The 17,794-nt window shown below is 73.5% G+C and carries 17 protein-coding genes; 12 read left to right on the top strand and 5 right to left on the bottom strand.

The window, feature by feature from the left end:
* Positions 1–9 precede the first annotated feature (9 nt).
* Positions 10–864: a bifunctional methylenetetrahydrofolate dehydrogenase/methenyltetrahydrofolate cyclohydrolase gene (locus tag Sco07f_RS16250; protein ID WP_003974148.1), complete on the bottom strand. Its 855-nt coding sequence runs from the start codon at positions 862–864 to the stop codon at positions 10–12.
* A 295-nt stretch (positions 865–1,159) separates the two neighbouring features.
* Here Sco07f_RS16250 and Sco07f_RS16240 point away from each other — a divergent pair, with 295 nt between their 5' ends.
* The 10 genes from Sco07f_RS16240 to Sco07f_RS16195 all read left to right on the top strand — a co-directional run bounded on the left by Sco07f_RS16240 (position 1,160) and on the right by Sco07f_RS16195 (position 10,178).
* Complete coding sequence (locus tag Sco07f_RS16240) at positions 1,160–1,717, top strand: hypothetical protein (protein WP_087789780.1); 558 nt, start codon at positions 1,160–1,162, stop codon at positions 1,715–1,717.
* A gap of 125 nt (positions 1,718–1,842) precedes the next feature.
* Positions 1,843–2,589 (top strand): FHA domain-containing protein, encoded by a 747-nt coding sequence (locus Sco07f_RS16235; protein WP_007444098.1) that lies wholly within the window; start codon positions 1,843–1,845, stop codon positions 2,587–2,589.
* Positions 2,586–4,418: a serine/threonine protein kinase gene (locus Sco07f_RS16230; RefSeq protein WP_108988229.1), complete on the top strand. Its 1,833-nt coding sequence runs from the start codon at positions 2,586–2,588 to the stop codon at positions 4,416–4,418. The genes Sco07f_RS16235 and Sco07f_RS16230 overlap by 4 nt, the downstream gene beginning before the upstream one ends.
* A 99-nt stretch (positions 4,419–4,517) precedes the next feature.
* Positions 4,518–4,988 carry a hypothetical protein gene (locus Sco07f_RS16225; protein ID WP_087789782.1) on the top strand — a complete coding sequence of 157 codons (471 nt, stop codon included), beginning with the start codon at positions 4,518–4,520 and terminating at the stop codon, positions 4,986–4,988.
* A gap of 200 nt (positions 4,989–5,188) precedes the next feature.
* A complete protein-coding gene (locus Sco07f_RS16220) occupies positions 5,189–5,932 on the top strand; it encodes a hypothetical protein (protein WP_087789783.1) in 744 nt (247 codons plus the stop codon).
* A complete protein-coding gene (locus Sco07f_RS16215) occupies positions 5,929–7,290 on the top strand; it encodes a protein kinase domain-containing protein (protein ID WP_108988228.1) in 1,362 nt (453 codons plus the stop codon). Before Sco07f_RS16220 ends, Sco07f_RS16215 begins: the two co-directional genes overlap by 4 nt.
* A gap of 142 nt (positions 7,291–7,432) precedes the next feature.
* Positions 7,433–7,792, top strand: a complete 360-nt coding sequence (locus Sco07f_RS16210) for a peptidoglycan-binding domain-containing protein (RefSeq protein ID WP_007444059.1) — start codon at positions 7,433–7,435, stop codon at positions 7,790–7,792.
* A gap of 218 nt (positions 7,793–8,010) precedes the next feature.
* Positions 8,011–8,937, top strand: a complete 927-nt coding sequence (locus Sco07f_RS16205; protein ID WP_108988227.1) for a hypothetical protein — start codon at positions 8,011–8,013, stop codon at positions 8,935–8,937.
* Positions 8,938–9,058: 121 nt separating this feature from the next.
* Entirely contained in the window at positions 9,059–9,517 is a 459-nt protein-coding gene (locus Sco07f_RS16200) for a hypothetical protein (RefSeq protein ID WP_007444057.1), read from the top strand.
* 127 nt (positions 9,518–9,644) lie between these two features.
* Complete coding sequence (locus Sco07f_RS16195; RefSeq protein WP_159106951.1) at positions 9,645–10,178, top strand: hypothetical protein; 534 nt, start codon at positions 9,645–9,647, stop codon at positions 10,176–10,178.
* 106 nt (positions 10,179–10,284) lie between these two features.
* On the opposite strand, the gene purH is transcribed toward Sco07f_RS16195, so the two are convergent.
* A complete protein-coding gene (gene purH, locus Sco07f_RS16190) occupies positions 10,285–11,862 on the bottom strand; it encodes a bifunctional phosphoribosylaminoimidazolecarboxamide formyltransferase/IMP cyclohydrolase (protein ID WP_108988225.1) in 1,578 nt (525 codons plus the stop codon).
* A complete protein-coding gene (gene purN, locus Sco07f_RS16185) occupies positions 11,859–12,506 on the bottom strand; it encodes a phosphoribosylglycinamide formyltransferase (RefSeq protein ID WP_042825000.1) in 648 nt (215 codons plus the stop codon). The genes purH and purN overlap by 4 nt, the downstream gene beginning before the upstream one ends.
* A gap of 295 nt (positions 12,507–12,801) precedes the next feature.
* Here purN and Sco07f_RS16180 point away from each other — a divergent pair, with 295 nt between their 5' ends.
* Positions 12,802–13,584, top strand: coding sequence for a hypothetical protein (locus tag Sco07f_RS16180; RefSeq protein ID WP_108988224.1), 783 nt, complete (start codon positions 12,802–12,804; stop codon positions 13,582–13,584).
* Between the two features lie 164 nt (positions 13,585–13,748).
* Here the strand turns inward: Sco07f_RS16180 and Sco07f_RS16175 are convergent, their stop codons facing one another.
* On the bottom strand, positions 13,749–15,446 hold the full coding sequence (locus Sco07f_RS16175) for a cell division protein PerM (protein WP_108988223.1): 1,698 nt from the start codon (positions 15,444–15,446) through the stop codon (positions 13,749–13,751).
* Positions 15,447–15,542: 96 nt separating this feature from the next.
* Between Sco07f_RS16175 and Sco07f_RS16170 the strand changes: the two genes are divergently transcribed.
* Positions 15,543–16,790 (top strand): helix-turn-helix domain-containing protein, encoded by a 1,248-nt coding sequence (locus Sco07f_RS16170; protein ID WP_108988222.1) that lies wholly within the window; start codon positions 15,543–15,545, stop codon positions 16,788–16,790.
* Between the two features lie 117 nt (positions 16,791–16,907).
* Here Sco07f_RS16170 and sucD read toward each other — a convergent pair whose 3' ends face one another.
* Positions 16,908–17,792 (bottom strand): succinate--CoA ligase subunit alpha, encoded by an 885-nt coding sequence (gene sucD, locus Sco07f_RS16165; RefSeq protein ID WP_007444052.1) that lies wholly within the window; start codon positions 17,790–17,792, stop codon positions 16,908–16,910.
* Positions 17,793–17,794: the final 2 nt, after the last annotated feature.

Here is a 17,794-nt window from a genome sequence, read left to right as displayed (position 1 = left end):
TTCGTGTCCTCAGCCGGCACTGCGCTCCGCCGCCTCCACCACGTTGACGAGCAGCTGGGCCCGCGTCATGGGGCCGACGCCGCCGGGGTTCGGGGAGATCCAGGCGGCCACCTCGGCCACGCCGGGGTGGACGTCGCCCATGATCTTGCCCTCGGCGTTGCGCGAGACGCCGACGTCGAGGACGGCCGCGCCCGGCTTGACGTCCTCGGGACGGACCAGGTGCGGGGAGCCGGCCGCGGCGATGACGATGTCCGCGCGCTTGAGGTGGGCGGCCAGGTCCCGGGTGCCGGTGTGGCACTGGGTCACGGTGGCGTTCTCGCTGCGCCGGGTGAGCAGCAGCGGCATCGGGCGGCCGATGGTCACACCGCGGCCGACGACCACGACCTCGGCGCCCTTGATCTCGACGCCGTAGCGGCGCAGGAGGGTGAGGATGCCGTTGGGGGTGCAGGGCAGCGGCGCCGGCTCGTTCAGGACGAGGCGGCCCAGGTTCATCGGGTGCAGGCCGTCCGCGTCCTTGTCCGGGTCCATCAGTTCGAGGATGCGGTTCTCGTCGATGCCGCGGGGCAGCGGCAGCTGGACGATGTAGCCGGTGCAGGCCGGGTCCTCGTTCAGCTCGCGGACGACCGCCTCGATCTCCTCCTGGGTGGCCGTGGCCGGCAGTTCGCGCTGGATGGAGGCGATGCCGACCTGGGCGCAGTCGCGGTGCTTGCCGGCGACGTACTTCTGGCTGCCCGGGTCGTCGCCGACCAGGACGGTGCCGAGACCCGGTGTGACACCCCTCTCCTTCAGCGCCGCCACGCGGGCGGTCAGTTCGGACTTGATCGCGGCTGCGGTGGCCTTGCCATCGAGAATCTGGGCGGTCATACCCCCATCCTCGCGGATGACCGGCCCCCGGTTCCAATCAGGTCGGCATGCGGGCACCTCACGGGGACCTTCCGGACTCCGCCGGACACTTCCGGCCGTGTCCGCTCATGATCGACGGTGTTGCACTTGCACAACACCTTGCGGGCGGGCTGGACAAGTAAGAGTTCGGTCAAGAACGATTGGACGGCACAGTGCCGCGGGGCCGTACCGGGGGGACGAACCGCTTACGAAGAATCTCCTCCGAGTCGCGCCGCGCGTCGTCCCCGCACTTGACAGCTACGGAGGAAGACCCGCCATGAGTTTCGGCGATCCGAACAACCCCTACGGCCCGCCGCAGGGCGGCCAGCAGCCGAACTACGGCTACCCCCAGCAGCAGCCGCAGCAGGGCCAGCCCGGCTACGGATACCCGCAGGCACCGCCGGTGCAGCAGCCCTACGGTGCCGCTCCCACGACCATGCCCGGTACGGTCAACACCGCCCGGGTGCTGCTCTGGATCATGGTGGGCTTCCAGGTCATCGGCACGGCGCTGTTCGGCATCTCGGCCACGGCCATCGACCAGGCCAAGGACGACGCCGCGTTCGAGGAGCTCGCCGACTACCCGACCGGTGTCCTGTGGGGCTTCATGGTGCTGGCGCTGGTCTGGGGCATCTGGGCGGCGTTCCTGGCCGCAAAGTTCAACTCGGGCGGCAACGGTCTGCGCGTGACCGCGCTGGTCTTCGGCATCCTCACCGCCATCCTGGCCCTCTACCCCTTCACCATCGCGGGCATCGTCCACCTGGTGTTCGGCATCCTGATAGCCGTGTTCGTCGGCAACTCGAAGGGCGCGGCCTGGTTCAAGCGACCCCGCTACTGAGGGGCGCGGAGCGCTTTCTCGCCAATCATGCATCCGGGCCGTGTCTCACCCGTACGAGGGGGGCACGGCCCTGGTGCGTCGCCCTAGTCTGGCGTGGGTAGCCGTCAGGCACGGGGAGACGCACCTTGTACAGCATCATCGTGGTACCTCCGCCGACCACGGGGGACGAGAACACCCGCACCCAGTACCGGCTCGCGCCCGGCGACCGGCTCGTCTTCGGGCGGTCCGTGCCCGAGGGCGGCCTGCTGATCGGGCACGACGGGGTGTCCCGCAGAGCCGGTGAGATCACGGCGCACGGCACCTTCTGGACCGTGAGCAACCTCTCCGCCCACCAGACGTACGTGGTGGAGAACCCGGAGGGCGCGGGCGAGCACATCAAGGTGGCGCCGGGCCGCCTCGACGCCCCGGTGCCGTTCGAGTTCTCGAGGATCGTGCTGCCCGCCGCCGGGGACCTGCTGCCTCTCGAGGTGTGGGCGCCGCGCCACGACTATCTGCGCGGCGAGGACGGCACCGACGGCGAGCCGACCGCCCCGGCCTTCTCCGTCGACCGCACCAAGCGGTACTTCGCGGTGCTGGCCGCGCTGTGCGAGCCGCGGCTGCGCGGGGCACCGCACGCGCCGCTGCCGACCATGGACCAGGTCGTGGAGCGGCTCCGCCCGGCCTGGCCGGCCGCCTCGCGCACGTCGGTGCAGTGGAACATCGACTACCTCGCCGTGAAGCTGCGGCTGAAGCCGGGTCCGGAGACCGCCGAGCCCGGTCCCCGGCTGAACGGCAAGAAGGAGTCGCTGGTCTCGCTGGCGCTCCGCTTCGACCTGGTCCGCGAGGACGACCTGGTGGTCCTCGCCGCACCGTCCGGACAGGCGCTGCGATGACCGAGCCGTACGCCGTCCCGGTGCCCAGGGGGTACCGGGTGGGCGTCTGGGAGGTCCGCGAGCCGATCGCGACCGGCGCCTTCGGCAGCGTGTACGAGGCACGCCGCACCGGCGGGGACGACGGCCCGAGGGCCTCGCCGACGCGGCCCGGCGGGGACGGTACGGGGCACCGCCCCGGCCGCCCCGGCCGCCCCGGCACGGCAGGCACGGCAGGCACGGCAGGCACGGCAGGCACCGACGGCACCGGCACCGGCAACCCGAGCCGCGCGCACACTGACACGGCCCACCCGGCCGAGGACGGCACGGACGCCCCGGGGAACACGGGCGGGGACGGCATGCCCCGCCGCCCGGGGCGCCCCGGCGCGGACGGCAGCGGCGGTGCGGGCGGGGAGGTCCCCGACACCGTCGCGCTGAAGTTCCTGCCCACCGGCACCGGCACCCCGCGGCAGCTGTCCCACCTGCGGGACCTGGTCGAGCGCGAGGTCGAGCTGTTGCGCCGGCTGCGGCGGCCCCGGCTGATCCGGATGTACGAGACCCTCACCGTCGACGACCCCGGCCGGCCCCGGCTCGACGGCGCCACCGTGCTCGTCCTGGAGCGCGCCGAGGGTTCGCTGTCCGCCCTGCTCTCCGCCACGCCCCGCCCGCCGGCCGGTCCCGCGCTGCTCGCGCAGGTCTGCGAGGGCCTGCACCAGCTGCACCGGGCGGGCTGGGTGCACGGCGACCTCAAACCGGCCAACGTGCTGCTGATGAAGGACGGTTCGGCCCGGCTCGCCGACTTCAACATGGCCGCCGAACTGGAGGGCACCCACGCCTACACACCGGCGTTCTCCACCCCCGACTACACGCCGCCCGAGCTGCTGTGGGCCGAGATCGGCGAGCGGGGCCGCCGGATCCGCCCCTCCGCCGACGTGTGGGCCTTCGGTGTCCTGGCCCACCTGCTGCTCACGGGGTCGTTCCCGCTGCCCGGCGGCACCCCGACGGCCCGTCGCGACGCCGCGATCGCCTACGCACGCGGCACCCATGAGCTGCGCCTGTCCCCCGAACTGCCGTCGGCGTGGCGGGAGATCGTGGGGGCGTGCCTGACCCGTACGCACGCCGACCGCATCGGCACCGACGCGCTGCTGCGGCGGGTGACGAGCGTGACGGGCGGCGCGAGCGGCCTGGGGAGGTTCTCGGTCCGGCGGCCCCGTGCACGCCCCCGGCGCAGGGTCCTCGGCGCCGCGGCCGCGGGGCTGGTCGCCCTCGCCGCGCTCGGCTACGGCGTCGTCCGCCGGGCCGACGACGGCCGGGAGCCCGTCACGGGCCCGCGCCCCGGCGGCACCGCGAGCGTCGCCGCCGCCTCCTACGGCGCGTCCGAACTGCGCACCGACCGGGGCGTGCCGCCCGCCTACCGCCTGCTGATCGTGGAGACGGCGCACGACTGCGGCCACAAGGAAGTCAGCCCGGCCCTGATCGCGGCCATACTGAAGGTGGAGAGCGACTTCGACCCGGACCTCGCCGACCCGGCCAAGGACGAGTACGGCATCGCCCGCTGGACCCCGAGCGTGCTGCGCTGGTGGATGAACGAGGACGGCACCCCGGGTGAGACCGTGCCCCAGCCGCCGTTCCCGCCCGCCGAGTCCGTTCCGGCGATGGGGCGTTACCTGTGCTGGATCACGCCCCGCCTCGACGCCGGCCTGCGGGGCGACCGCAGGGTGCTGATCGCCGTGTCCTACCGGACGTCGTACAAGAAGGTGAACGACGCGGGCGGGGTTCCCCCGAAGTACCGCGACTACGCCGACCGCGTCGCTCACCACCTCAAGGAGTACACGCCCCGGGGCGGGAAGTGACCCTGGGAGTTCCGAGGTTCCGCACGGCCGGTGACCGGGGGCACGGTGTGAGCACACCGCTTCGGCGGTACGACACACCGACGCTCACGGGGGACAACGATGAACATCCTCAAGCCCGCAGCACTCCTCCTCGCGGCCACGGCGCTGGCCGCCGGCTCCACGGTCGCGGCCACGGCGGCCGACGCCCCGGACGGCACCCGGGTGACCGGCCTCCAGCAGAGGGCCGGCCAGGTGCTGGCCGACAACCCGAAGCCCCTGCGCGTGACCGCCGACGCGGTCGAGTACCAGGGCCTGACCGTGACGGACGCGCCGAAGAACCTGGGCGCCCGGGACCTGGCCTGCGGCTACGGCCACCTGTGCATGATCGTCAACGGCACGAAATTCGACTTCTACAAGTGCCAGACCTGGAACCTGACCAACTGGACCGGCGACGGGCCGTTCACGAACAACCAGACACCGGGCACGGTCGCCAAGTTCTTCAACCGGGACGGCAGCGTCCGCTGGACGTCGACGGCCTACGAGGCGGGCAGGGCGGACTGGGACCCGATCTGGTCGCTGCGCCCCTGCTGATCCGCTCGCCCGGGCGCGCCCTCACGGCGGCCCCCGGTCACCTCCACGGAGGGGCCGGGGGCCGCCGTTTTGCCATCCGGACGTCACGACCCGCCGAGGCGTCCGAATACTTAGGCTGCCCTCACCCGCTCCCCGTACGCTGCCCCTTGTTGGACTGGGGAAAGTTGACCCCGAGGGAATCGGGGGAGGGGGACGACTCCATGTACAGCGTCATCGTCGTGCCGCCGTCGTGCGGCAGCGTCATCGAGCAACTGAGGATCGGCACCGGGGAACGCGTCGAGTTCGGCCGGGCGGAGTCCGGCAGGGGCGGACTCACCATCGCGCACGAGGGCGTGCCGCGGGTCGCCGGGGAGATCGCGGCACACCGGACCTTCTGGCTGCTGAGCAATCTCAGCGAGGACCAGACCTACGTGGTGGAGAACCCGGAGGGGGCGGGCGAGCACATCAAGGTCGCGCCGGGCCGGGTGGAGGCACCGGTGCCGTTCGAGCTGTCGCGCGTGACCCTGCCCGCGGCGGGGGACCTGCTCAGTTTCGACGTGTGGGCGCCGCGCCACGTCTTCCGCAGCGTCGAGCGCGGAGGTCTCGAAGGGACGGGCACCGTACCGGCGTTCGCCCTGGACCGCACCAAACGGTACTTCGCGGTGCTGGCCGCCCTGTGCGAGCGGCGCCTGCGCGGTGAGCCCCGGGCGCCGCTGCCCGCGGTCGAGGAGATCGTGGAGCGGCTGCGGCCGAGCTGGCCCAAGGTCAGCCGCTCCGCCGTGTACTGGAACATCGACTACCTCGCCGTGAAGCTGCGGCTGAGGCCGGGCCCGGAGACGGCGGAGGCGGGCCGCCGCACCCACGGCAAGAAGGAGTCGCTGGCCTCCCTCGCGCTCCGCTTCGACCTGGTCCGCGAGGACGACCTCGTGGTGCTCGCGCCGGTCCCGAGCGGGGCGAAGCGGTGACCGGGCGGCCGTACGCGGTCCCGGTGCCGAAGGGGTACCGGGTCGGGCCGTGGGAGGTGCGTGAGCCGGTCGCCTCCGGCGCGTTCGCCACCGTCTACGAGGGGGTGCGCGACGCGTCCGCCGGCGCGGGCCGTACCTCCGACGCCGACGAGCCGCCGCGGCGGGCGGCGCTGAAGTTCCTGCCCACCGGCACCCGCACCCCGCGCCAGCTGCACCATCTACGCGACCTGGCCGAACGCGAGGTGCACCTGCTACGACGGCTGCGCGCGCCCCGGCTGATCCGGATGTACGACACGCTGACGGTCGACGACCCCGGCCGTCCGGAGCTGGACGGCGCGACCGTCCTGGTGCTGGAGCGGGCCGAGGGCTCCCTGGACGCCGTACTGGCCCGGACTCCGGTGCCGGAGTGCGGGCCCGCCCTGCTCGCGCAGATCTGCGAGGGCCTGCACCAGCTGCACCACGCGGGCTGGGTGCACGGCGACCTGAAACCGGCCAACGTACTGCTGATGGCGGACGGTTCGGCCCGGCTGGCCGACTTCAACATGGCCGCCGAACTCGAGGGCACCCACGCCTACACGCCGGCCTTCGCCACCCCGGACTACACGCCGCCCGAACGCCTGTGGCCCGAGGTCGACGAGCGCGGCACCCGGATCCGTCCGTCGGCCGACGTGTGGGCCTTCGGCGTCCTCGCGCACGTCGTCCTGACCGGCGCCTTCCCGCTGCCCGGCGGCACCGCGGAGGCCCGCTCCGACGCGGCGATGCGCTACGCCCGCGGCCGTGAGGAACTGCGGCTGTCCCCCGTCCTGTCCGAGACCTGGCGGGACATCCTGCGGGACTGCCTGGCCCCCACCCACGCGGAACGCGCCACGGACACCGCCGCGTTGCTGCGCCGGGTGGAGGAGGCGACGGGCGCCTCCCGGTCGGCCCGGCTGCCGAGGCTGCGCCCCCGGCGGTGGCGGCGTCCCATCCTGTCGGCGGCCGTCGCGGCGGCGGTCGCGGGTGCGATCACCCTCGCCTACACCACCCCCTGGGAGCCGCAACCGGCCGCCGCCGCACCGCCCACCTGCGAGAAGCCCGTGGTGTACGAGGACGCCACACACGGCCCCGGCTACATGGCCGGTCACAGCGGCACCTGGGACTTCACGATCAAGCGGGGAGACGGCGGCAGCCAGGTCAGAGAGCTCCAGTGCCTGCTCCGTCACCTCCACGGCATCGAGGAGGTGGGCGAGGTGGACGGCGACTTCGGCCCGAAGACACAGGGCGCGGTCGTCATCTTCCAGAAGCGGGCGGGCCTGGACGCGGACGGCATGGTCGGACCGGCCACCTGGCGTGCGCTGCGCAGCGCGGCCGAGTCCTGAACCGCCCTACGACCGCCCTACCGCGCAGGTTTACCGCGTAAGTACACCGGCGGTTTGACGCCCGGCGGGGGTGGCCTCTCGTAGCTTCGTTCGCGGCACCTCACGTCCCGAGCGAAGCTACTTCCCGAAAGGTGTGACCGGCATGTCCTTACGCAAGCGTCTCGCTCTGACCGTATCGGTGACGGCCCTGGTCGGCGGCGTCCTGTCCGTGCCCGCGGCCGCCGCCGCGCCCGCACCCGAGACCGTCGCCGGGTCCTCGGCGACCGCGCTCGGCCCCTGCAACTACAGCGGCTCCCACCCCGTACTCAGCAGGGGCAGCACCGGCTCGGCGGTGCGCCACGCCCAGTGCCTGCTGAACCGGGTCTGGGGCTACTCGGCCGTGGACATCGACGGGATCTTCGGTGAGGTGACCGAGACCGCGGTGACCATCATGCAGGTCCGGTGCCGCATCGCGGACGACGGGATCATCGGCCCGAACACCTGGGCCTGCCTGCACCCCTGACCCGGTCTCGGAGAGACGACGAAGAGGGCCCCGGCGCCGTGGGGAACACCGGCGCCGGGGCCCTCCGGGCGCTCGGGGGGACAGCGCCTGGGACGCGCCCGGGGCCGGCGGGGAGGCGGACCCTGCAACTCTTCAGGTACCGCGCTCCGCCCAACGCCGCCAGAGTGGTCATCGCTTCCCCGCCACGGGGGACGGGGAAGCGGACGACGGGGGGCGTGATGACGAGGCGGACTCTCGCCACGAAGTGCGCGGCGGCGCTGCTCATCGGCGCCGCGGCGACGGGCTGCGGCACCGCGGCCACCGCCGGGCCGGCCAGGACCACGGCGAGTGCGGACCCGGGCGAGGGCCGTGAACTGTCCGACGCCGAGCGGATCCTGGTCCAGCGCGCCGAGCAGGAGCTGGTCAAGGAGTGCATGGAGGAGGCGGGCTTCGAGTACTGGGTGGGGCCGCTGCCGACCGTGGACGAACTCCGGGGCGGGGGCTATGTGCTGACCGACCCGGCCTGGGCGAAGCGGCACGGCTACGGCAGCCGGCTCCAGGAGAAGCTCCAGGACGTCCAGCGCGACGACCCCAATCACGCGTACGCCAACGCGCTCCCGCAGAAGGAACGCGTCCGCTACGACAGGACGCTCGAAGGCGGGCCGTCGAGCGGCATGCTGACGGCGGAGCTGCCCGGCGGCGGCACCGTCCGGACCCCCGCCGAAAGCTGCCAGGCCGACGCCAAGGACCGGCTCTACGGCGACTTCTCGACCTGGTTCCGGGCCGAGAAGACGGCCACGAACCTGTCTTCCCTCTACGTGCCGGCGCTGCTCGGGGACCAGCGTTTCACGAGCGCTCTCGGCCGTTGGGCGGCCTGCATGCGCGAGGCGGGCCACCCCTACGCCGATCCCGAGGAGATCCGCGCGAAACTGCCGGACCTCACCGCGGGGATGGGCCCCGACGAGGCCTACGCGACCGAGGTCGGCCTGGCGGTGGCCGAGGCCACCTGCGCCGTGGAGACGGGCCTGGCCGACACGGCGCGCGAACTCGAGGACGAGTACCGGGAGAAGGAGCTCGACCGGTACGGCGAGGACGTCGCCGCCTACGCACGCATGAGCGTCGCCGCCCTCGCCCGGGCCGAGAAGATCACCGGCTCGACGGCCTGACCCGTCCCGTCCCGCCCGCCCGGCACCGGGCGCCGTCCCGCACGCCCGCACCGGGCGATCCGAACTTCCGCGGCCCACGGTCGCGGGAAATCCAGCACCGACTGACAAGGAGACCCGCACCATGCGCAAGATCCTCGCCGCAGCAGCGACCCTCGGCCTCGCCGGCCTCGGAGCGATCGTCCCCGCGACCGGCGCCCAGGCCGCCACGGCCTGCGACAACGCGTGGCACAACGCCCGCTCCGGCTACTTCTACGCGTACAGCGGCTACAACTGCAGCGGCTACATCGGCAGCACCGACAGCTGGGACTCGGACTACGGCAACAGCAGCGGGCCCTTCCAGGGCGGTGACACCAACACGGCGTCCTCCATCCTGCACAAGGGCACCTCGGGCATGGCCGTCCAGGTCTTCAACGGCACCGGGCAGGACTGGGGCGGCGGCCACACCTGCATCGCGAAGTCCGAGTACTACATGTCCAGCCTGGCCGGGCACACGTTCACGAGCGGCGCCGGCGTGAACAACGGCATCAGCTCGCACCGGTGGGTGTGGAACTCGTCCTGCGGGAAGTTCCTGAACTCCTGACCGACGGCCACCGGCACGGCCTGCCCGTGCACCGGCTCCGGTCCGGCCCCGTGGCCCGCTCCTTCCGGCGGGCCACGGGCCGCCCCGGAACCCCGTCCGCCCGTTCCGCGCAAGACAAGGAGCGACCATGCGAACGACCATGCGCAGGATTCCCGCCGCGTTCGCCACGCTCGCCCTCGCGGTGCTCGGCGCCGCCGTCCCGGCGACCGGTGCCCACGCGTCCACGGCGTCCACGGCGTCCACGGCGTCCACGGCGTCCAGTGTCGCCACCGCGTCCCCGACCGCCACGGCTTCCGAGGCCTGCGAGAAGGCGTGGCACAACGCCCGCAACGGCTACCTCTACCTCTACAGCGGCTTCGACTGCAGCGGCCACCTCGCGGCGACCGCGACCGACGCCCCGGACTGGGGCGACTCCTCCGGTTCCGTGCACGGCGTCGCCGTGGGCACGGTGAGGTCTCTGCTCTTCAAGGCGAGCTCCGGACTGGCCGTCGAGCTGTACGCGGGGCCCGACTACACCGGATCCCACGTGTGCCTGACCCGTTCGGAGTCCTACCTGACCGAGCTCGGCGGGGCGGAGTTCCCCGACGGCACTCCGCTGGACGCCGCTCGTTCCCACCGGTGGACGTGGGTCTCGGCCTGCGACGTCCGCTTCCTGGACTGACGTCCCGTCACTGGACGGACAGCCCGTGCGCCGAACAGCCCGTGCCCCGGGCCGGTCGTGACGACCGGCCCGGGGCACGGGTGCGTGCAGATGCGGTGCGTCTGCGTCAGTGGAAGAAGTGCCGCGTCCCCGTGAAGTACATCGTCACGCCGGCCTTCTTCGCCGCCTCGACGACCAGTTCGTCGCGGACCGAACCGCCGGGCTGGACCACGGCCTTCACACCGGCCGCGGTGAGGATCTCCAGGCCGTCCGGGAAGGGGAAGAAGGCGTCGGAGGCCGCGTACGCCCCCTGCGCCCGCTCGGCGCCGGCCCGCTCCACCGCGAGCTTCGCGGAGTCGACCCGGTTGACCTGGCCCATGCCGACGCCGACCGAGGCGCCGTCCTTGGCGAGGAGGATCGCGTTGGACTTGACGGCCCGGCACGCCTTCCAGGCGAAGGCCAGCCCGGCCAGCTCCGCCTCGGACAGCGCCTCGCCGGTCGCGAGGGTCCAGGTGGCCGGGTCGTCGCCCTCGGCCTGGAGGCGGTCGGTGACCTGGAGGAGGGCGCCGCCGTCGATCGGCTTGACCTCGACCGGGGCGGCGGGCGCCTCGGGGGCGCGCAGCACGCGGATGTTCTTCTTCTTGGTGAGGGCTTCGAGGGCGCCGTCCTCGTAGTCCGGCGCGACGACGACCTCGGTGAAGATCTCGGCGACCTGCTCGGCCATCTCCTTGGAGACCGGGCGGTTGACCGCGATCACGCCGCCGAACGCGGACAGCGGGTCGCAGGCGTGCGCCTTGCGGTGCGCCTCGGCGACGTCCGCGCCGACCGCGATGCCGCATGGGTTGGCGTGCTTGATGATCGCGACGCAGGGCTCGGCGTGGTCGTACGCGGCACGGCGGGCGGCGTCCGTGTCCGTGTAGTTGTTGTACGACATCTCCTTGCCGTGCAGCTGCTCGGCCTGGGCCAGGCCGCCGCCCTCGGGGGAGGTGTAGAGCGCGGCCGGCTGGTGCGGGTTCTCGCCGTAGCGCAGGGTGTGGGCGCGCTCGTACGTCGCACCCAGGAAGTCGGGGAAGCCCGACTCGTCGACCGGGGCGTACTCGGCGGCGAACCAGGAGGCGACGGCCACGTCGTACGCGGCGGTGTGCTGGAAGGCCTCGGCGGCCAGGCGCTTGCGGGCGGCCAGGTCGAAGCCGCCGTCCTTGACCGCGGAGAGCACGTCGGCGTACCGGGCGGGGCTGGTGACGACCGCGACGGAGGGGTGGTTCTTGGCGGCGGCGCGCACCATGGAGGGGCCGCCGATGTCGATCTGCTCGACGCACTCGTCCGGGGTGGCGCCCGAGGCGACGGTCTCGCGGAACGGGTAGAGGTTCACCACGACCAGGTCGAACGGTGCCACGCCCAGCTCGTCGAGCTGCTGCCGGTGGCTCTCCAGACGCAGGTCGGCGAGGATGCCGGCGTGCACCTTGGGGTGCAGGGTCTTGACGCGGCCGTCCAGGCACTCGGGGAAGCCGGTCAGCTCCTCGACCTTGGTGACGGGGACGCCGGCGGCGGCGATCCGCCCGGCGGTGGACCCGGTGGAGACGAGTTCGACGCCCGCCTCGTGCAGCCCGCGGGCGAGCTCCTCGAGCCCGGTCTTGTCGTAGACGCTGACGAGCGCCCGTCGGATGGCCCGCTTGTTGCTCTCGGCGGTGGCGGTGGCGGTCACTGGATAACTACCTTTCGTCCCTCAATGCGATAGCCGTTGCGGGCGAGCCGCCCCACGACATCGACGAGCAGCTTTCGCTCGACTTCCTTGATGCGCTCGTGCAGAGCGACACCTTCGTCTTCGTAGTCCTCGTCCCGGACCTCCACCACGCCCTGCGCGATGATCGGCCCGGTGTCGACGCCGTCGTCGACGAAGTGGACGGTGCAGCCGGTGACCCTGGCGCCGTACGCGAGCGCGTCCCGCACACCGTGGGCTCCCGGGAAACTGGGGAGGAGGGCGGGATGGGTGTTGACGAACCGCCCGCCGAACCGCGCGAGGAACTCCTTCCCCACGATCTTCATGAACCCGGCCGAGACGACGAGGTCCGGTTCGTGGGCGGCGACGGCCTCGGCGAGCGCCGCGTCCCACTCCTCGCGGGTCCCGTAGTCCTTGACCTTGCGGACGAAGGTGGGCACCCCGGACCGCTCGGCGCGGGCGAGGCCCTCGATCCCGTCGCGGTCGGCGCCGACGGCCACGATCTCGGCCCCGTAGGCCGCGACGCCGGTGGCGGCGATCTCGTCGAGGAGCGCCTGGAGGTTGGTGCCGGATCCGGAGACCAGTACGACGAGGCGCCTGGCTCGCCGGTCCACGGGCTTGGCGGCCACGGTGGGGGCCTTTCTCGGGAAAGCGAATCTCTTTGTACGGTCGTACGAATGCTTCGCGTCCCTGGATACGGGGAAGTCTACGAAGCGGCCGACCGTCAGCAACGATACCGGCACACCGGACGGCCCCCTCGGGACGGGGGCGTGACCGGAAGGTAGCGTCTGCGTGGAGCCGGAGCGGGAACGACGCCCGCGCGTCACGCGTTCACCAGACGTACCGACGGGTTCGTCCGCTCCATCGGCCCGCCCGTTCCACCAGCCGCCCGTCCATCGTCGCCAAGGGGAAGACGCTCAGTTGATGCCGGACCGCAGCCTGCGACTGCTCACACTCCCCCAGCAGTCGGCGCAGCCAGGGGAGGGCAGCACCGTGTTGCTGCGGGAGCGCCCCTCGTCGCCGCCCGACTCGCCCTCGGACCGGAGGAACGGCGGCGGGCAGGACGGCGCCACCGACAAGGACAACCCCTTCGCCCCGCCCGCCGAGGGCACGCCGGACCGCCCCTGGCAGCCCCGGCACCCGTCGGGCGACGGCGACTCCCAGGGCGACGACGCGCGTTCCCCCTGGGGCGGGCAGTGGAGCGACCGGCAGCCCGGCCGCTCCCCCGGCGGCTTCGGCGAGCGGCCCGGCGGTTCGGGCGGCAGCCCCGAGGGGTCGGGCGGCGGCTCCGGCCCGCGCTGGGACCCGACGGACCCCGCCCAGCGGCGTGCCCGCTACGCCCTGCTGAGCGGCATGTGGGCCCTGTTCTTCGCCCTCTTCACCTGGCCGTACGTGGCCCTGCTGCTCGGCGCCCTGGCCCTGTACTGGGGCATCAGCGCGCTGCGTACCAAGCCCCGCGCCGCCTCCGACCCGGACACCCCGGCCCCGCCCGCCGAGCAGACCGGCCGACCGCAGCGCACCGCCGCGATCAGCGGCCTGGTCACGTCGTCCCTGGCCATCGTCATGGTCGCCGCGTCCTTCGGCGCCCAGTTGATCTACAGCGACTACTACACCTGCCGCGAGGACGCCCTGACCCACGCGGCGGAGCAGTCCTGCGAGCGCCACCTGCCGGAACAACTGCACGACATCCTGGGCTCGGGCGACTGAGCCCCATCAGCCCGTCCGGCGTTTGAGGACGAGGCCGTCCAGGCCGAAAGCGGGGGTCTGGGGGCGGCAGCCCCCAGGGACGGGAAAGGGAAGGGGCGGCGGGGGCGAAGAAGGCCGCAGACACCCGCCGCACCCGCCCACACCCCCGTCACCACGTCACCCCGTCACCCCCCACCACGAGGCGACTCCTCAGCCCCGTCAACCGGCAGAAGGTCGTACGCGACCCCGCCATCGTCGTCGCCGTACAACCCGAACGGCACCGCACCCTCGTCCACGCCGCCCCCGCCCTCCGCGCCCTCCGCGTCCTTCGCCGTCCGCCTCCGCCACCGCCCCGCGAAGAGCGCGGAGCGCACGGCAGACCCAGCGGGCCCCGAGGACCCGGAGGGCCCCGAGGACCCCGAGGACCCCGAGGGCAGGACCCGCCGGGACGGCACCACACCCTCCCCGCCCCCCTCCTCCCGCGCGGCAGCGCCCCGGCACCGCCACCCCCGCGCCACCACGGCCACCGGCACCGCCACCACCCCGATCCACCCCAGCGTCGCGCCCCCGGCCTGCCACCACACCGGCCCGAAGCGGGCCAGCGCGGCGCTCCCGAGCGGCCCGCCGGCGAACGCGGCCAGCAGGGCGACGAGGACCGCGCACAGGACGGCCGCCACGACCGCGGCACCAGCGGTCCGCCGCCACGACCAGGCCCCGGCCGCCCCGGCCTCTCCCGCCTCTCCGGCCGCCGCCCCCACCGTGGCGGCCCGCGCCGTGAACCAGCCCACCACCACGCCCGCCACCAACGGCACCGCCCCGGCCGCCCAGTGCAGCGCCGTACCGGGACCCGCGTCCGGCACCGCCGCCAGCAGCGGGAACGGCGGCAGCAGCGGTGCCGGGGCGGACGAGAGGGGGGCCACGACATGCCCGGCGCCGAGCACGAAGCCGGGGCCGAGGGCGTACACCGCCGCCCACACCGCCGCGTTCGGCACCAGCGTCAGACAGAGCAGCAGCACGGCGAACCGCCCCGACCACCCCTCGGTCAGCCGCAGGAACGCCTCCCCCGCGGCGGCCCCGTGCCACACCAGCGACACCGCGAGCAGCAGCGCACCGCCTCCGACGAGCACCGCCGCACCGGCGCCCGCGGCGCGCGTCGCGGCGCCCAGGCGCGCGTCCGGCTCCACCATCAGCTCGCGCAGTTTCCGGGGCAGCACACGCAGCGCCCGCCCCACCGGCCCGCCCGGCCGGCCGAACGCCGTCCACACACCGGCGCCCGCCGCGCCCATGGCGACCAGCGGCAGACACACCGCCGCCCACCACCACGAGGGGCGCAGCGCGCCGCCCTGCGCGTACAGGACGACGGGCGCGGCGACGGCGAGATAGCCCAGGACGACTCCGGTCCAGGCCACGCGCGCGGAGACCGGCGGTGGCCCGGCGTCCGGGGCGCCCGCCAGCCACGCCGGGCGCCCGCGGGCCCCCGGCTTCGGAGCCGCCCCGACGGCCACGCCCACCCCGTCCCCGGGGTCCGTGGCGTCCCGGGCGGCGCGGTGCAGCAGCCACACCGGCAGGAGGACGAACAGCAGCGGGGTGACGCCGACGGGCGCGGGGGTGCCGGAGAGCGTGTCGGCACGCACCAGTTCGGCCCCGTGCGCCAGTACCCACAGCGCCGCGGCGACGTGGAGGGCGCCGCCCGACCCGCTGTCGGGGTACGGCGAACTGATCCACAGCAGCGTCACGAGCGCGGCGCACGACGCCAGTCCCAGCAGCGCGGCGAACACGCCCCCCAGGAGCCCGGCGGCCAGGCCGGGCGACCGGTCGCGCCACCGGGTGCGTAGTTGGGAGAGCGGGGCTGAACGGGCGGTCGTCTGGATCACGCCCGTCATGCTCCCAACGACACGCGCTTTCCCGGCGTAACGGGCGAAGCCCCGCTGTGTCGCTCAATATATGTTTATGTACTTTTTCGTACGAAGGGGTGTCCTGTGACCCGCCGCCCCGCGCCCCCGCTCCCTCCCCCCAAGGCCCGCCGACACCTGCGGGAGACGGCCGCACTGACACAGACTCAGCTCGCGTCACGGGTGGGTGTCACCCCGGGGACGGTGCGTGCGTGGGAGAGCGGCCGCACGACTCCGCGGGGCCGGAAACGGGACGCGTACGCGAAGCTGCTGAAGACGCTGGCCGACGAAGAGACGGCACGTCGGACGACACAGACCTCGCACCCCGAACCGGCACCGGAAGCGGACTCGGCACCGGAACCGACCTCGGGATCCGAATCGGCCCCGGCGCGGAAGCCGCTGCCGCACGAGCCCGACCCCGTCCCGGAATCCGCCCCGGGCTCCGCCCCGGAATCCGTCCCGGAGTCCACCCTGGAACCCGCCCCGGAACCCGAGCCGGGCCCCGAGCCGGTCCCCGAGGCCCGGCCCGCACCCGTCCCGCTGACGCCCGCTCAGGCCTTCGACGCCCTGTACGAGTTCGGCGCCCCCGCCCTCGTACGGCAGACCTACCTGCTGACCGGCCGTCGTGAGCAGGCCCGCGAGGCGGTGGAACGGGCCTTCCAGGCGGCCTGGGAGCACTGGCCCGAGGTGGCCCGCGACCGGGACCCGGTGGGCTGGGTGCGGGCGACGGCGTACGAGTACGCGCTCTCGCCCTGGCAACGGTTGCGCCCACGCCACCGGCGCCCCGAGCCCCCGCCCGCCGACCCGGGCGACCGCACCCTGCTGAACACCCTGCTCAGACTCCCCCCGAGACACCGCCGCACGCTCGTGCTGTACGACGGTGTGGGCCTGGACCTGCCCGAGACGGCGGCGGAGACGGAGGCGAGCACTCCGACGGCGGCGAACCGCCTGCTGCGCGCCCGCGAGGCCGTCGCCGGCCGGCTGCCCGCGCTGGCCGACCCGCAGGTGCTGCACCGGCGGCTGGCCGAACTGGCGTCGAACGAACGGCTGGGCGCGGCACGGCCCCACGCCGTACGCGGGGACGGCGAACGCCGGGCGCGGTTCTGGACCCGGGCCGCGATCGCGTTCACGGCCGCCCTCGTCGGAACCACGGCCCTGACCGTGCGCACCGCGCCCACGCACTACGAGCCGCCCGTGTCCCCCGGACAGGCGGTGCGCGGCGTACCGCCGAGGGCGGCTCAGGGCTCCCTGTCGGACGAGGAGCTGGAACTGCGGCACAAACTGCGGGAGCAGTTGCAGCACGGGCCGGAACGGCTCAGCCCGAGGCTCGAATGACCCGGCTCGCACGAGGGAGCCCGGTGCCCACCGGAACGCCGAGTGGCCCGCCCCCTGCGAACAGGGTGCGGGCCACTCGGTGCGGCACGGGCGCTCGGCCCGCGTGCCTGGCAGGTGTCAGCCGGCCAGGATGGCGCGGGCGAGCTTCGCCGTCTCGGTCGGGGTCTTGCCGACCTTGACGCCGGCGGCCTCCAGGGCCTCCTTCTTCGCCTGGGCGGTGCCGGACGAACCGGAGACGATGGCGCCGGCGTGGCCCATGGTCTTGCCCTCGGGCGCGGTGAAGCCCGCGACGTAGCCGACGACCGGCTTGGTCACGTTCTTCGAGATGTACTCGGCCGCACGCTCCTCGGCGTCGCCGCCGATCTCGCCGATCATCACGATCAGGTCGGTGTCGGGGTCGGCCTCGAACGCGGCGAGCGCGTCGATGTGCGTGGTGCCGATGATCGGGTCGCCACCGATGCCAACGGCGGTCGAGAAGCCGATGTCACGCAGCTCGTACATCATCTGGTACGTCAGCGTGCCGGACTTCGAGACCAGGCCGATGCGGCCCGGCTTCGTGATGTCGCCCGGGATGATGCCGACGTTGGACTGGCCCGGGGTGATGATGCCGGGGCAGTTCGGGCCGATGATCCGGGTCTTGTTGCCCTTCTTGCCGGCGTACGACCAGAAGGCGGCCGAGTCGTGCACGGCGATGCCCTCGGTGATGACGACGGCCAGCGGGATCTCGGCGTCGATGGCCTCGACGACGGCGTCCTTGGTGAACTTCTCCGGCACGAAGATGACGGAGACGTTGGCGCCGGTCTTCTCGATGGCCTCCTTGACGGTGCCGAAGACCGGTACCTCGTTGCCGTCGAAGTCCACGGAGGTGCCCGCCTTGCGCGGGTTCACGCCGCCCACGACCTCGGTGCCGTCACCCAGCATGAGCTTGGTGTGCTTCATGCCGGTGGCACCGGTCATGCCCTGGACGATGACCTTGCTGTCCTTGTTGAGCCAGATAGCCATGG

It is taken from the genome of Streptomyces coelicoflavus (genome assembly GCF_003112555.1).
Lineage (GTDB): Bacteria > Actinomycetota > Actinomycetes > Streptomycetales > Streptomycetaceae > Streptomyces > Streptomyces coelicoflavus.
This window is presented reverse-complemented; position numbering and strand designations above follow the sequence as displayed.